This window comes from Streptomyces sp. NPDC048211 (assembly GCF_043202315.1).
Taxonomy (GTDB): domain Bacteria; phylum Actinomycetota; class Actinomycetes; order Streptomycetales; family Streptomycetaceae; genus Streptomyces.
Window position 1 is genome coordinate 354,573 of sequence record NZ_JBIDAD010000008.1, and the last position, 14,544, is coordinate 369,116.

Consider the following 14,544-nt stretch of genomic DNA (forward strand, 5'->3'; position numbering starts at 1 on the left):
TGGGCGGCCGGGCGGGCGCACTGGTTGGCTGGCAGGACCTCGGTTCCCGATCAGCCAGGAGGTCCGGCAGTGCGTCCCAACAGCCTCATCGGTGCCGTGGCCGCCACAGCGACCACGGCACTGCTGTGTACCGCGGCCCCCTCGGTCGCCGCCCCGGCCGCCTCCGCGGACGACACCGCGTGCACGGCCCCGGCCGGTCCGTACCAGCGGCAGCTGGAGAAGCACCTCGGCCGGCCCGTGGACGGCCGCCAGTCCCCGGCCGACTGCCGGGCCATCCGGTCCTTCCAGGCCGGGCACGGGCGGCCCCATCCCGACGGCCACGCCGACCTCGGCACGTACCGCACCGTGCTGGTCGTCGAAGCGGCACCGGACCCGAACGCCGCCGGCCACTGCCCGGTCGGGACCACCCGCGTCACCTGCGTCGACATGGACCGCCAACTGCTGTGGGTGCAGAAGGGCAAGCGGGTCGTCTTCGGGCCCGCCCCCATCCGTACGGGCCGCGACGCGCAGGAGACCCGCCCGGGGTGGCACTCGATCTACTGGCGCCATCGCGACCACGTCTCCACGATCTACGACAACGCCCCCATGCCTTACGCCCAGTTCTTCGACGGCGGACAGGCGCTCCACGGACACCCGGGCGACCTGTACGACGGCGGGGGCTCGGCGGGCTGCGTCAACCTGACCGTGGACGACGCGGCGGCGCTGTGGGACCTCCTCGCGGTGGACGACCGCGTCTACGTCTGGGGCGTCAAGCCCGGCACGGCCGGCTGACGGCCGGCCCGGGCCGGCCGGCCCTCAGAGGTACTCCGCGTACGCGTCCAGCGTCCGCAGCACCTCCGGTTCGGCGGCCGGAGGCAGTTGGAGGACGATCTCCTCGATACCCAGGTCCGCGTAGTGCGCCAGCTTGCCCGGGCTCGGCAGGACCGCGTACGGGACCACCTGGAGGTCCTTCGGGTCGCGGCCCGCCGACTCCCAGGCCGTACGGAGCACGGGCACCGACTCCGTCAGGCCCCGGCCGCCGATCGGCATCCAGCCGTCCGCGTACTCCGCGATGTGCGCGAACAGCTTCGGGCCCGCCGCGCCGCCGATCAGGGTGCGCGGGCCGGCCACCGGGCCGCGGGGTTCCTGGACCGGCTTCGGGTAGACGTGACTGGCCCGGACGGAGCCGAACTCGCCTTCGTAGGCCGTCGGTTCGGGGGCCCACAGGGCGCGCATGAGGGCCATCCGGTCCCGGCCGAGCTCCCGGCGCGTCGACCAGTTCACACCGTGGTCCGCCGCCTCCTCCACGTTCCAGCCGAAGCCGAGACCCAGCGTGAAGCGGCCGCCGGAGAGATGGTCGAGGGTGGCGATCTGCTTGGCCAGATCGATCGGGTCGTGCTGGGTGACCAGAGTGATCCCGGTGCCGAGCGCCAGCCGTTCGGTCACCGCGGCGGCCTGCCCGAGGGCGACGAACGGGTCCAGGGTGCGGCCGTACTCGGGCGGCAGATCGCCACCCCCGGGGTAAAGAGTTTCCCTGCTCACCGGGATGTGCGTGTGCTCCGGGAGATAGAGCCCGGCGAATCCCCGCTGCTCAAGCTGGCGCGCGAGCCGCACCGGTGTGATCGTTTCGTCGGTGAGGAAGATCGTCGTGGCGATCCGCATTCGAGGACACCTCCGTCGTTGTCTGGTGGCGGCTCAAACGTATGCCGTACGGTGCGCAAAGCCGAGCCTTCGGCGACTTCGGGGGAGGTCCACCACCATGCACCGTACGCGCACGCGCACCACGCTCACGGCTCTGTTCCTGACGGGCGTCCTCGTCGGCGGCGCACCCGTCGCGGCATCGGCCGCCGCGCCCGCATCCGCCGTATCCCGGACCGCCTCGGTGCGGAGCGCCGGACACGTGGACGGCGCGTCAGCCGTCCGCACCGGTGTGCGCGAGGCGGCGCACACGTACAAGAACAAAAGCAAGAGCAAGAGCAAGAAGCGGCGGAAGCACGGCTCGGGCGGGTTCGGGGGCGGGCTGATCGTGGGCATCGCGCTGGCCGTGATCGTGGCCGGCATCATCGCGTTCGTGCTCGTCTCGCGGTCACGGCGCAACTCATAGACTCCGCGCCACTCGCCACCCCGGTCGGGTGGCGAGTGGCGCGGTCCTCCCCGCGCTTCCCCGGCCGGACGGCGCGGTCCTCCCGCACCCCCTCGGCCGACGTGGTGCGGATCCACCCGGCTCCCCCGTGGTTCACCCGGCGTTCACGGACCCCGTTCACGGTGTCGGGTACGGAGACCTCGTCTCGGCCCACGACGCCCCGGGAGCCCTCGCATGCCCGCACCGCATCCCGCGCACCGCCCGATCGCCAGGCGCGGCCTTCTCGTCACATCGGCCGCCACCGCCCTAACGTTGGGCACCGTGAGCTTCGCCGACGCCGCCGACGCCCCGGAAGCGGACGACCCGGGAGGCGCGACCAGGACCCGAACCGTGCGCGGCGTCCTGCCCACCGGGTCGCCCGACTACGTCTACCTGCCCGTCGATGTGCCGCGCGGCGTAGCCGAGATCGCCGTGTCGTACGCGTACGAGAAGCCGCCCGTCCCCACCGGCACGCAGGGCAACGCGCTCGACATCGGCATCTTCGACGAGCGCGGCACGGACCTCGGCGGGCCGGGGTTCCGCGGCTGGTCCGGCGGGGCGCGCAGCAGCTTCTTCATCCGGGCCGACGAGGCGACGCCCGGCTATCTCGCGGGGCCGGTACGGGCGGGGACCTGGCACATCGCCCTCGGTCCGTACACCGTGGCGCCCGAGGGGCTGCCGTACGAGGTGACGGTCACCCTGCGCCTCGGCGCGGCCGGTTCCACGCCCGAGCCGGTGTATCCGCCGGAGCGCGCCAAGGGGCGCGGGCGCGCCTGGTACCGCGGGGACTGCCATCTGCACTCCGTCCACTCGGACGGGAAGCGGACGCCGGCCGAGATCGCCGCCGCGGCCCGTGCGGCCGGGCTCGACTTCGTCAACAGCAGTGAGCACAACACCACCTCCGCACACGGCGCCTGGGGCGGGCTGTGGGGGGACGACCTGCTCGTCCTCACCGGAGAGGAGGTCACCACCCGCAACGGGCACGTCCTCGCGCTCGGCACCGACGCGGGGACCTGGGTGGACTGGCGCTACCGGGCCAGGGACAACCGGTTCGGGCACTACGCCAAGGCCGTGCGCCGGGCCGGCGGCCTCGTCGTACCCGCCCATCCGCACGCCACCTGCATCGGCTGCCACTGGAAGTTCGGCTTCGGCGAGGCGGACGCCGTGGAGGTGTGGAACGGGGCGTACACCCCGGAGGACGAGATCGCCCTCGCCGAGTGGGACAACTCGCTGGTGGCCGCGGCACGTTCCGGCCGCCCGTGGGTACCGGCGATGGGCAACAGCGACGCGCACCGCGAGCCGGACAAGGTGGGGCTCCCGCAGACCGTCGTGCTCGCCGACGAGCTGTCGCGCGAGGCGGTCCTGGCCGGGATCCGGGCCGGGCACTCCTACGTCGCGGAGTCCTCGGCCGTCTCGCTGGCCTTCGGCGTCTCGGGCGGGCGCGGGCAGCACGCGGGGATCGGGGAGCGGCTGCGGGTCACCGGGGACGACACGCCCGTCACGGTGCGCCTGGAGGTCACCGGGGCCCCCGGCTGCACCGCGCACCTCGTCACCGACCAGGGCACGCTGTTCACGGCCGCGCTACCGGAGTCGGGCACGGGGACGGTGCAGTGGCGTACGACGCCCGCCTACGCCGCCTACGTGCGCGCCGAGGTCCGGCACCCCGTCTCCGTGCCGGGGCTGCCCGGAGCCCTTGCGGCGCTCACCAATCCGGTGTTCCTGGAGGGCTGACGGGGCAGCCCTCAGGAGGAGGGCGCTCCGGGAGGGCCGGCCGGGCAGCCTTCCTCGGACCGGGTGGACGGGACGGCTGCCGCCGTCGGCGTACGGTCCGGTCCGGGCACGGCAAGGGCACGCAACCGCTGGGCGCAGCAGCGTTGTTGTACGAGTGCGAGCCCCGCGACCACCGTCCCGAGCGCCAGCCAGCCCGCCGGCCCCGCCGCCATCACCACGCCGGTCAGCAACGGCGGTCCCGCGGACTTCTGGATGGACTGGGACATGCCGGCCACCCCCAGGTAGGCGGCCCGTTCGCCGGGAGGCGCGAGCAGGACGGCCAGCTCCCACGAGCTCACCGAGCGCATCAGCTCCGCGAGGGTGACCAGCACCGCCGCCGCGAGCAGGACCACGGCGGCGGTCCAGGTCCCGCACCGGGTGGCGGCGGCGAGCAGGGCACAGCAGGCGGCCATCAGGACTCCGCCCAGCACGACCGTCCGCAGCACGCGCCGCGGGCCCTCCGCCCGCCGGGAGACGGTGAGTTGCAGCGTGACGACCAGCACGGTGTTGATGACGAGGACGGCCGGTACGAGGGCGTGGGGCGCCGAGGTGCTGCTCACCAGCCAGAGGGGCAGGCCGACGCCGAGGACGGAGTCGTCGAGGTTCATCGGGATGTCGAGGAGGACGAAGCGGAGGTAGCCGCGATCCCGCCAGGGGCTCGTGGGCCGGGCGGGACCGCGGGGGACCGCCGGGGCCGTGCCGGGCGCCTCGCTCTTCGCGACTTCCACCGTCACCGTGTCGCGCGGTTCGCCGGTGCGCCGGACCAGGAGGGCGGCGACGGCGAAGGACAACGCGTTGGCGAGGATCATGGCGCGGTAGGCGTCCGCGGTGCCGATGGCCAGGCCGATGGCCGCGAGACCGGCGCCGACGCCGTAGCCGGCGTTGGCCGCGCTGCGGGACAACGCCTGGTAGGCCGCCCGGCGTTCGCCCGCCGTACGGGTGGCGAACAGCATCTCCAGCGTCTTCGCCGACCGGTCGCCGAGGTAGGTGGCCGCGATGACGGGGAGCAGGGCCGTGAACCCGGTGCACGTCAGCACCAGGGTCAGGGTGAGCAGCCTGAGCAGATGGCAGCCGATCAGCAGCGGGCGGACCGGGAAGCGGCCGGCGAGCCGTCCGGCCAGGGGCGAACCGGCGATGCCCGCGACTCCGGCCGTCCCCAGCAGCAGTCCGATCTGCTGAGGGCTCAGATGCGTGACGAAGGTGAGGTAGAGGACCGAGGAGGCGGCCCACAGGCCGGATCCGGTGCGGTCGACGGCCAGGGCGAGCAGCATGATCCGGGCGTTCCGGCCGCCCGGCGGGTTCCGCAACTGGGCCAGCAGCCCCTGCCCGCCCTCGCCCCGCTTCTTCCCCGAGCTTCCGCTCCCCGCCGTGCGGCGCACCGCCCACCCCCGGTTATCTCGACATCAAGAGACTTGCAGACCCGGGGAAGCCTGCCGGGAGTCATTCTCGATGTCAAGATACTTGATAGCGAGATACTCGCTTCTCGCCTGTCGACCGGATCGCGGCCGGCCCGGGACGACCGGATCACGGCCGGCCCGGGAACGACGGGATCTCGGCCGGCCCGGGAACGCAGCGGGGCCCGGAGCCTCTGTGGCCCCGAGCCCCTCCGTCCCCTCGCTCCTCAGCCCGGCCAGACGATCGACTGCGTCTCGCTGTACGCGTGGAGGGCGTACGAGCCGACGTCGCGGCCGACCCCGCTCCGCTTGAACCCGCCGAACGGGGCCTCCATGTTCCGGCCGATGGTGTTCACCCCGACCCCGCCGGCGCGCAGCCGGCGGGCGGTGCGGAAGGCGCGGGCCACGTCACCCGACCAGACGTAGTCGATCAGCCCGTAGTCGCTGTCGTTGGCGAGCGCGATGCCCTCCTCGTCGTCGTCGAAGGGGACGACCACCACGACCGGGCCGAAGATCTCCTCCCGCACCACCCGCATGTCGTTGGTGCAGTCGGCCAGCAGCGTCGGGGCGACGTAGAAGCCGCGGCCGGTCGGGTCCGGGCGTTCGCCGCCCGTGACGACCCGGGCCCCTTCCTTCCGGCCCAGCTCCACGTACGCCTCGATGCGGTCGCGGTGCGCGGCGGAGATGACCGGGCCGACGACCGTCCCCTTCGCCCTCGGATCGCCGACCGTCAGATACCCGGCGTACGCGGTGAGCTTCTCGATCAGCGCGTCGTGGACGCCCCTTTGGACCAGGACGCGGGTCGGAGCCGTACAGATCTGTCCGCTGTAGAACGAGAACGTCGTCCCGATGCCCGCGACCGCCGAGTCGAGGTCCGCGTCGTCGAGGACGACGGCGGCGCCCTTCCCGCCCAGCTCCATCAGCTGCCGTTTCATGCTCCGGCCACAGACCTCGGCGATGCGCTGCCCGACGGACGTGGAGCCGGTGAAGCTGACCATGTCGACGTCGGGCGCGTCCACCGCGGCCTCGCCCACTCCGGGCGCCGACCCGCTGACCACGTTGACGACGCCCGCCGGCACGCCCGCCTCCGCGAGGGCCTCGGCCATCCGGTAGACGGAGAGCGGGTCCTGCGGGGCGGGTTTCACGACGACCGTGTTGCCCATCGCGAGCGCGGGCGCGATCTTGCCTGCCGGGTTGGCCCAGGGGTTGTTGTACGAGGTGATGCAGGTGACGACGCCGACCGGCTGCCGGACCGCGAGCGCCCCGAAGATCCCGGCCCGGCCCATCGGCCCGGCCTCGTTGATCTGCGGCGCGATCGCCTGCTCGACCGGCTCCAGCGCGCCCTTCGCGTACCGCCGGAAGCGGGCCGCGCCCACGGCGACCTGCATGCCCCGGGCCGTACCGGTGGTGGCGCCGCTCTCCGCCTGCGCGAGGTCCGCGTGGGCGAGGAAGTCGCGCTGCATCAGGCCGGCCGCGCGGTCGAGGATCCCGGCGCGTTCCTCGGGGCGGGTACGGGACCAGGTGGCGAAGGCGGCACGGGCCGCGGCGGCCGCCTCGTACACCTGCGCGCAGCTCGCCTCGGGGGCGAGGCCGACGGTCTCCTCGGTGGCCGGGTCGACCACCTCGTAGTGGCCGTCGGCAGGTTCGGTCCACTCGCCGTCGATGAAGAGCCGCTGTTCCCGGGTCCGGTTCTCGCTCATACGGTGCTCACCGTCCGGGTGTCGCGGCCGGAGCGGAGCACCGTGCCGGGGACCGCGCCGGTCACCTTGTCGTCGCGCAGGGTCTCCACCCCGTTGACGCGGACCGACACGATGCCCAGCGCCTTGGAGTCGAGCCGGGGGCTGTCGCCCGGCAGGTCGTGGACGAGGGTGGCGGGGCCCGCGTCGATGCGTTCGGGATCGAAGAGCACGAGGTCGGCGTGGAAGCCCTCCTCCACGCGCCCCCGGTCGCGCAGTCCGAAGAGGCGAGCGGGGTCGTCGGTGAGCATCCTGACGGCCTGCTCCAGCGGCACGAGCTTGCGGCCGCGCAGGCAGTCGCCGAGGAAGCGCGTGGTGTACGGGGCGCCGCACATCCGGTCCAGATGGGCGCCGGCGTCGGAGCCCCCGAGCATGACGTCCTCGTGCTCCCAGGTCCGCTGCCGCAGCGCCCAGGAGTCGGGGTCGTTGTCGGTGGGCATCGGCCACAGGACCGTACGCAGTTCGTCGGCCGCGCAGATCTCGACCAGGCACTGGAAGGCGTCCTGGCCGCGCTCGGCGGCGATGTCCTTCACGACGCGCCCGCTGAGGCCCTCGTTCGCCTCGCTGTACGTGTCGCCGATGACGTAGCGCCCGAAGTTCGCGAGACGGCGGAAGACGCCCGCCTCCTTGCTGTTGGCGCGGCGCAGCATCTCGGCGCGGGTGTCCGCGTCACGGAGCCGCTCGATGCGCTCCGGTACGGGCAGGGCCAGGATGTCGCCCCAGCCCGGGATCAGGTTGAGAGCGCAGAACGTGCCGAGCGACATGTTCATCGGGGTGAGGATCGGCATCGTGAGCGCGACGATGCGGCCCCCCGCGCGACGGGCGCGTTCGCTGGGGACCAGCTGGCGCGGGACGCGTTCGGGGACGGCGGCGTCGATGGTCAGGACGTTCCAGTTGAGCGGGCGCCCTGCGGCGGCCGTCATGTCGACGAGCAGCTCGATCTCGTCGTCCGAGAACTGGTCGAGACAGCCGGCCACGATCGCCTCGATCTGCGTGCCCTCGTGCTCGCCGACGGCACGGGACAGCGCGAGAAGCTCCTCCGGCAGCGCGTGCCGAGAGGCGACGGGCATCCCGTCGCCGTCGGAGTGCGTGGAGGACTGCGTGGTGGACAGGCCCCACGCCCCGGCGTCCATCGCGTCGTGGAACAGTGCGAGCATGGCGTCCAGTTGGGCGGGCGTGGGCCGGCCGCCGACCGCGTCCGCGCCCATGACGTGGCGGCGCAGGGCGCAGTGGCCGACCATGAAGCCGGCGTTGACGGCGATCCGCCCGTCGAGCGCGTCGAGGTACTCGCGGAAGCTGGACCAGCTCCAGTCGACGCCCTCCTCCAGGGCCTTGAGCGCCATGCCCTCGACGCGCGACATCATGCGCCGGGTGTAGTCGGCGTCCTCGGGACGGTCCGGGTGGAGCGGGGCGAGGGTGAACCCGCAGTTGCCGCCGGCGACGGTGGTGACGCCGTGGTTCATCGACGGAGTCGCGTACGGGTCCCAGAAGAGCTGGGCGTCGTAGTGCGTGTGCGGGTCGACGAAGCCGGGCGCGAGGACGAGGCCGGTGGCGTCCTCGGAGGTCACCGCGTCCTCGGCGACGGTCCCGGGCTCCGCGATGACGGCGATACGGCCGTCCCGGATGCCGATGTCCGCGGGGTAGGAGGGCCCGCCGGTGCCGTCCACGACGGTCGCTCCGCGGATGAGGTGGTCGAGCATGACGGGGTCCCTTTCTTCTTGGTGGTCTGTTGCGCCGGGGTGCGTACGGCCGCGGTACGCACCCCGGCTCGCGGAGCGGCGGTCCGGGAAGACGCCGCCCGTGTGTGGGGGGAGGCCCCTGGGCTCCCCCGGACGTCGTCCGGGGGAGATCGAGGAGCGGGGTACGGGGGCGGCGCCCCGGGAGCCCGCGCCCCCGGCCGGCTACGCCGCGTCGCGGAACCGCGTCGTCCGGTGGACCGGATCCGTGTCGATCTTCGGGATCACGTGCTCACCGATCAGCTTGATCGAGTTCATCGTGTCCTCGGGGCTGATCCCGATCGGCAGCCCGAAGCTCAGCTGGTCCGCCCCGGCCTGCTCCCAGCGCCGGCACTGCCCCAGTACCTCGTCCGGGTCGCCGCAGATCATCAGTTCCTCGGCGATCAGGAGCTCGATGATCTCCTCGGAGTACTCCGGCAGCAGCTCCGGCCACTCCGGTATCCCCTCCGGCCGGGGGAAGGTGTCGTGGTAGCGGAACAGCAGCGACTGGAGGTAGTTCAGCCCGCCGCCGACCGCGATCTCGACGGCCTTCTTGTGGGTCTCGGCGCAGATCGCCGTGGACGTGACCATGACGTTGTCGTTGACGAAGTCACCGACCGGCTCCGCGTCCTTGACGGCGTTCTTGTAGGACTCGACGACCCACTCCATGTCGGAGACCTTCTGCACGCTGAAGCCCAGCACGCCGAGCCCCTTCTTGCCCGCCATGGCGTACGAGGGCGGCGAGCCGGCCGCGTACCACATCGCCGGGTGCGACTTCCCGTACGGCTTGGGCAGGATCTTGCGCGGCGGCAGCGACCAGTGCTTGCCCTGGAAGCCGACGTACTCGTCCTGGAGCCACATCTTGGGGAACTCGGCGATGGTCTCTTCCCAGAGTTCCTTGGTGTGGTTCATGTCGGTGATGCCCGGCATGAACCCGAGGATCTCGTGGGTGCCCGCCCCGCGGCCGGAGCCGAACTCGAAGCGCCCCTCCGAGAGGTGGTCCATCATGGCGACCTTCTCGGCCACCTTGACCGGGTGGTTGACCGGGGCCAGCGGGTTGAAGATGCCGGATCCGAGGTGGATGCGCTCCGTGGCGTGTGCGAGATAGCCCAGGTACACATCGTTGGCCGAGAGATGCGAGTACTCCTCCAGGAAGTGGTGCTCGGAGGCCCAGGCGTACTTGAAGCCGGACTTGTCCGCCTGGATGACGTACTCGGTCTCCTCGATCAGCGCCTTGTGCTCTGCCCCGGGGTCGGCCTTGGCCCGCGCGGCGGGCACGTACCCCTGTACAAAGAGCCCGAATTCCAAGGGGGTTCACCGTCCTCAATCGTTTCTGACACATCGTCAGATTTTGATGTGTCCGACTGTTCCACCGACACCCCGACCCGTCAATACCTGATACTCCGTCAGACGGGACGGGCGGGCGGCGCGGTCAGAAGAGGCTGACGCCCGCCAGCCATCCGCCGTCGATGACGAACGGCTGCCCGGTGATGTACGAGGAGTCCTCCGAGGTCAGGAAGAGCGCGAGCGCCGCCACCTCCTCGGGCCGGCCGATCCGGCCGAGCGGGACGAGCTTCTTGTACAGCGCGCCCACGGCCTCGGCCGTCTCCTCCGGGTCCGCGTCCGGGTCCAGCGCCGCCGGATTGGTCATCGGGGTGTCCACGGCGCCGGGGCACATGGCGTTGACCCGGATACCCTTCGCGGCCAGCTCCACCGCCGCCACCCTGGTCAGCCCCAGCACGGCGTGCTTGGTCGCCGCGTACGCGCCGACGAACGCCATGCCGGTGAGCCCGGTGTACGAGGAGGTGTTGACGATGGTCCCGCCGCCCGCCGCCTCGATCTCGGGCGCGACGTTCCTGATGCCCAGGAAGGCGCCCACCTGGTTGACCTGCACCACCTGCTGGAACTCCTCCAGCGGCGTGGTCACCAGCTCGTTGAAGCGCAGGATGCCCGCGTTGTTGACCAGCCCGTCGATCTTCCCGAAGGCGCCCTTCGCGGCGGCGACGGCGGCCTGCCAGTCCGCCTCCTGGCTCACGTCCAGGTGCACGAACAGCGCGGTCTCCTCCCCCAGCTCCTTCGCGAGGGCCTCGCCCTGCGCGTCGAGCACATCGGCGATCACCACCCGCGCACCCTCGGCGGCGAACAGCCGCGCCTCCTGCTCGCCCTGTCCGCGCGCCGCGCCACTGATCAGCACGACCCGCCCGTCCAGCTTGCCCATGGCCTGACTCCTACCTGTCGATGGTGCCGAGGTGAGGTGCGACTTCGGCGGCGAACGCCGCCATCTGATCGGTCAGTTCACTCCTGCTGCGGCTGCGGAAGCGCACCTGGATCTGATGCACCCCCATCGCGCCGTACTCCCGCAGCGACTCCGCGAGGGCCTCCGGCTTCCCGCTGAGCGTGCGGCGCCCCACGGACCAGTCCGGCTCCCCCACGTACAGCGGCTCGGTGATGGCGCCGACGACGATCGGCCTGTCCACCCCCGCCTCCTCGCGCAGGGCGTGCAGCCTGGCGATCTGGGCGGGCAGCTTCGCCCGCGGATCCCCCTGCGGCAGCCACCCGTCCCCGCGCACGGCGGCCCGGCGCACCGCGGCGGGCGTCGAGCCGCCCACCCAGACCGGCACCCGTTCCTGGGCGGGCCGGGGCAGCTGTCCGAGCCCGCTGAAGGAGAACCGCTCCCCCGCGAACTCCGGGTACTCCTCCGGCCCGAGCGCGGCCTTGAGCGCGTCGATGCTCTCGTCGAGCACCCCGCCCCGCCCCTCGAAGTCCGCCCCGAGCGCCTCGAACTCCTCCCGCACATGCCCGGCACCCACCCCGAGGACCAGCCGGCCGCCGCTGAGGTGGTCGAGGGTGGCGTACTGCTTGGCGGTGGCCAGCGGATGCCGCAGCCCGACGACGGCCACATGACTCATGAGCAGCACGCGCTCGGTGATCCCCGCGAGAAAGGCGAGCGTCGCCACCGGGTCGTACCAGACGGTGCTCATCGCCTCCGCGAGCCTGCGGGGAATGGCGACGTGGTCACAGCTCGCCAGGTAGGTGAACCCGGACCGGTCGGCGGTGCGGGCGATCTCGGCGAGGTCGGCCGGGGTGGCCCCGGCCTCCCACGGCTCTGCGTAGATGGCGCTCTGCGACTGGATCGGGAGCTGCATCCCGTACGACAGCGGTCCGGCGGTCAGTATCGGCACCGAACGGCCTCCTTCCCCTGGAATGACCCTGACGCAATCTGACGGCTCGTCACATTCCGAGCGGAGTCATCGTCGTACCTGACGCCGCATCAGGCAAGGGGGGTGGGGGGCGCCCTCAATCGCCGGACGGGCTTGAGAGGTGCGGGTGCCCCTGTGGGGTGCGGGGTGCCACCGCCGGGTGGGTGGGGGTGGGGTCCCTCCGGGGCGTCTCCTCAGAAATGGCGTGTTCACCCGGGACCGTGAGGGACCCGGGTCGTACGCCATTTCCTGCGGGGACTCCCCTGCACGCCCCCACCCGGCATCGCCTGCGTCTGCACACCGGCCCTGCGTCTGTCGCAGACGCAGGACGGCCGGGGCCGGGGCCGTGCAGGGGAGTCCCCGCAGAACGACGAACACCGACCCGGGTCCCTCGCGTACCGGCGGAACGTTCGTCGTTTGAGGAGACGCCCCGGAGGGGCCCCGGACCCCCACCCACCGGGGAACGGCGCACCGCACCACCGCGGAGCACCCGCACAAACCAGCCCGTCCGGCGATTGAGGACGGAACCCCCCGCCCGAGGACCGGGCAAGACACGGGACCCGGCCCCGCAGGGCCCCCCGCCCGGGGCAAGGGCAAGGGCGCACCGCCCCTACTTCCGGTACAGCTCCTCGATCTCCGCCCCGAAGTCCCGAGCAATCGCATCCCGCTTCAGCTTCAGCGACGGCGTCAGATGGCCGCCCTCCTCCGTGAAGTCCACCGGCAGCACCGTGAACTTGCGTATGGACTCCGCCCGGGACACCAGCCGGTTGGCCTCGTCCACCGCGCGCTGGAGCGACACGCGCAGGTCCTCGTCGTGGACGAGGTCGCGGATCGGGACGTCCTGCTTCTTCTTCATCTGCCGCCAGTGGGACAGCCCGTCCGGCTCCAGGGTGATCAGGGCGCTGATGAACGACCGGTTGTCGCCGACCACCATGCACTGGCTGACCAGCGGGTGGGCGCGCAGCCAGTCCTCCAGCGGGGCCGGGGTGACGTTCTTGCCGCCCGACGTGATGATGATGTCCTTCTTGCGGCCGGTGATCGTCAGGTAGCCGTCCTCGTCGAGCGCGCCCAGGTCGCCGGTGGCGAACCAGCCGCCGTCCAGGGCGGGGACGGCCTCGCCGCGTTCGGTGTCCCAGTAGCCCTGGAACACCTGGCCGCCGCTGAGCAGCACCTCGCCGTCCTCCGCGATGCGTACGGCGGTGCCGGGGAGCGGCCAGCCGACCGTGCCCAGGCGGGGTTTGAGCGGCGGGGTGACGGTGGCGGCCGCGGTGGTCTCCGTCAGTCCGTAGCCCTCGAAGATCTCGATGCCGGCGCCCGCGTAGAAGGCGGCGAGCCGGCGGCCCAGGGGGGAGCCGCCGCAGACCGCGTAGCGGACATGGCCGCCGAGCGCGGCCCGGATGCGGCGGTAGACCAGCGGGTCGTAGAGCGCGCGTGCCGCCCGCAGGCCGAGCCCCGGGCCGGGGCCCGTGCCGTGCTCGGCGGCCTCGACGGCCTGGCCGTAGCGCTGGGCGATCCGCGCCGCACGGTCGAAGGACGAGGCGCGGCCCATCTTCTCGGCGGTGGCCCGGCCGGTGTTGTAGACCTTTTCCAGTACGTACGGGATGGCCAGCAGGAACGACGGTTTGAAGCCGGCCAGGTCGGCGAGCAGGTCCTCGGTCCGGATCGACGGGGCATGGCCGAGGCGGACCCGGGAGCGAAGACAGCCGATCGCGACCATCCGGCCGAACACGTGCGACAGCGGCAGGAACAGCAGCGTGGACGCCGGGTACTTGCTGACCGTCTTGAAGACCGGGTGCAGCAGCTCGATGGCGTTGTCGACCTCGGCGAAGAAGTTGCCGTGCGTCAGGACGCACCCCTTGGGGCGGCCGGTGGTGCCCGAGGTGTAGATGAGGGTGGCCGGGGTCTCCGGTTCCAGGGTGGCGCGGCGGGCGGCGACGGCGTCGTCGGGGATGTCCTTGCCGAGCGTCTTCAGCCGCCCCAGCGCGCCCGTGTCGAACTGCCACAGGTGGGTGAGGTCGCCGAGCTGTTTGCGTTCCTGGCTGATGACGCGGCCCTGCTCCGCCGTCTCGACGGCGCAGGCGACCGCGCCGGAGTCCTGGAGGATCCAGCGGGCCTGGAAGGCGGACGAGGTCGGGTAGATGGGGACGGTGACCAGGCCGGCGGCCCAGGACGCGAAGTCGAGCAGCGTCCACTCGTACGTCGTACGCGCCATGATCGCGATCCGGTCGCCGCCCCGCAGGCCCTCCGCGATCAGGCCCTTGGCGACGGCGAGGACCTCGGCCGCGAACTCCGTCGCCGTCACGTCCTGCCAGCTGCCGTCCGGCTGCTTGCGGCTGAGTACGGCGTCCGAGGGCGCCTCGCGGGCGTTGTCGAACGGGATCTCGGCGAGCGAGCCGCGGCGCACGGGCGGGGCGAACGCCGGTACGGAGACCTGCTGGACGCTGCCGTCGGCGGCCCTGACCTTCGTCGGCTCGACCAGGACGGGTGCGGAGGGGGCGGGTGCGGAGGGGGCGGGTGAAGGGGCGGGTGGCGTGGACACGTGCGGCTCCTCGACGTCGGGGTCGTGCGGTTCACCTGGTGCGGACGACGGCAGGCGCTGGGGCCTTGGTCGGACTGTGCTCGACTTCG

General features: G+C 72.4%; 11 protein-coding genes. 3 read left to right on the top strand and 8 right to left on the bottom strand.

Annotated features, from left to right (window positions below):
• The first annotated feature begins 69 nt into the window (after positions 1–69).
• On the top strand, positions 70–771 hold the full coding sequence (locus tag ACGFZA_RS28415) for a L,D-transpeptidase (RefSeq protein ID WP_393682788.1): 702 nt from the start codon (positions 70–72) through the stop codon (positions 769–771).
• 24 nt (positions 772–795) lie between these two features.
• Here the strand turns inward: ACGFZA_RS28415 and ACGFZA_RS28420 are convergent, their stop codons facing one another.
• Positions 796–1,641, bottom strand: coding sequence for an LLM class F420-dependent oxidoreductase (locus ACGFZA_RS28420; RefSeq protein ID WP_385288467.1), 846 nt, complete (start codon positions 1,639–1,641; stop codon positions 796–798).
• Positions 1,642–1,738: 97 nt separating this feature from the next.
• Between ACGFZA_RS28420 and ACGFZA_RS28425 the strand changes: the two genes are divergently transcribed.
• Entirely contained in the window at positions 1,739–2,083 is a 345-nt protein-coding gene (locus tag ACGFZA_RS28425; protein WP_393682790.1) for a hypothetical protein, read from the top strand.
• 213 nt (positions 2,084–2,296) lie between these two features.
• Positions 2,297–3,832: a CehA/McbA family metallohydrolase gene (locus ACGFZA_RS28430; protein ID WP_385288461.1), complete on the top strand. Its 1,536-nt coding sequence runs from the start codon at positions 2,297–2,299 to the stop codon at positions 3,830–3,832.
• Between the two features lie 11 nt (positions 3,833–3,843).
• Here the strand turns inward: ACGFZA_RS28430 and ACGFZA_RS28435 are convergent, their stop codons facing one another.
• From ACGFZA_RS28435 to ACGFZA_RS28465, 7 genes are all read right to left on the bottom strand, one after another.
• Positions 3,844–5,250 (bottom strand): MFS transporter, encoded by a 1,407-nt coding sequence (locus tag ACGFZA_RS28435; protein WP_393682792.1) that lies wholly within the window; start codon positions 5,248–5,250, stop codon positions 3,844–3,846.
• A 242-nt stretch (positions 5,251–5,492) separates the two neighbouring features.
• A complete protein-coding gene (locus ACGFZA_RS28440) occupies positions 5,493–6,965 on the bottom strand; it encodes an aldehyde dehydrogenase family protein (RefSeq protein WP_393682794.1) in 1,473 nt (490 codons plus the stop codon).
• Positions 6,962–8,701 carry an amidohydrolase family protein gene (locus ACGFZA_RS28445; protein WP_385288453.1) on the bottom strand — a complete coding sequence of 580 codons (1,740 nt, stop codon included), beginning with the start codon at positions 8,699–8,701 and terminating at the stop codon, positions 6,962–6,964. The genes ACGFZA_RS28440 and ACGFZA_RS28445 overlap by 4 nt, the downstream gene beginning before the upstream one ends.
• 201 nt (positions 8,702–8,902) lie before the next feature.
• A complete protein-coding gene (locus tag ACGFZA_RS28450; RefSeq protein ID WP_359536360.1) occupies positions 8,903–10,024 on the bottom strand; it encodes an LLM class flavin-dependent oxidoreductase in 1,122 nt (373 codons plus the stop codon).
• 124 nt (positions 10,025–10,148) lie between these two features.
• On the bottom strand, positions 10,149–10,934 hold the full coding sequence (locus tag ACGFZA_RS28455; RefSeq protein WP_393682797.1) for an SDR family NAD(P)-dependent oxidoreductase: 786 nt from the start codon (positions 10,932–10,934) through the stop codon (positions 10,149–10,151).
• A 10-nt stretch (positions 10,935–10,944) separates the two neighbouring features.
• Positions 10,945–11,862, bottom strand: coding sequence for an LLM class F420-dependent oxidoreductase (locus ACGFZA_RS28460; RefSeq protein WP_393682903.1), 918 nt, complete (start codon positions 11,860–11,862; stop codon positions 10,945–10,947).
• Between the two features lie 664 nt (positions 11,863–12,526).
• A complete protein-coding gene (locus ACGFZA_RS28465; protein WP_393682799.1) occupies positions 12,527–14,455 on the bottom strand; it encodes an AMP-dependent synthetase/ligase in 1,929 nt (642 codons plus the stop codon).
• Positions 14,456–14,544: the final 89 nt, after the last annotated feature.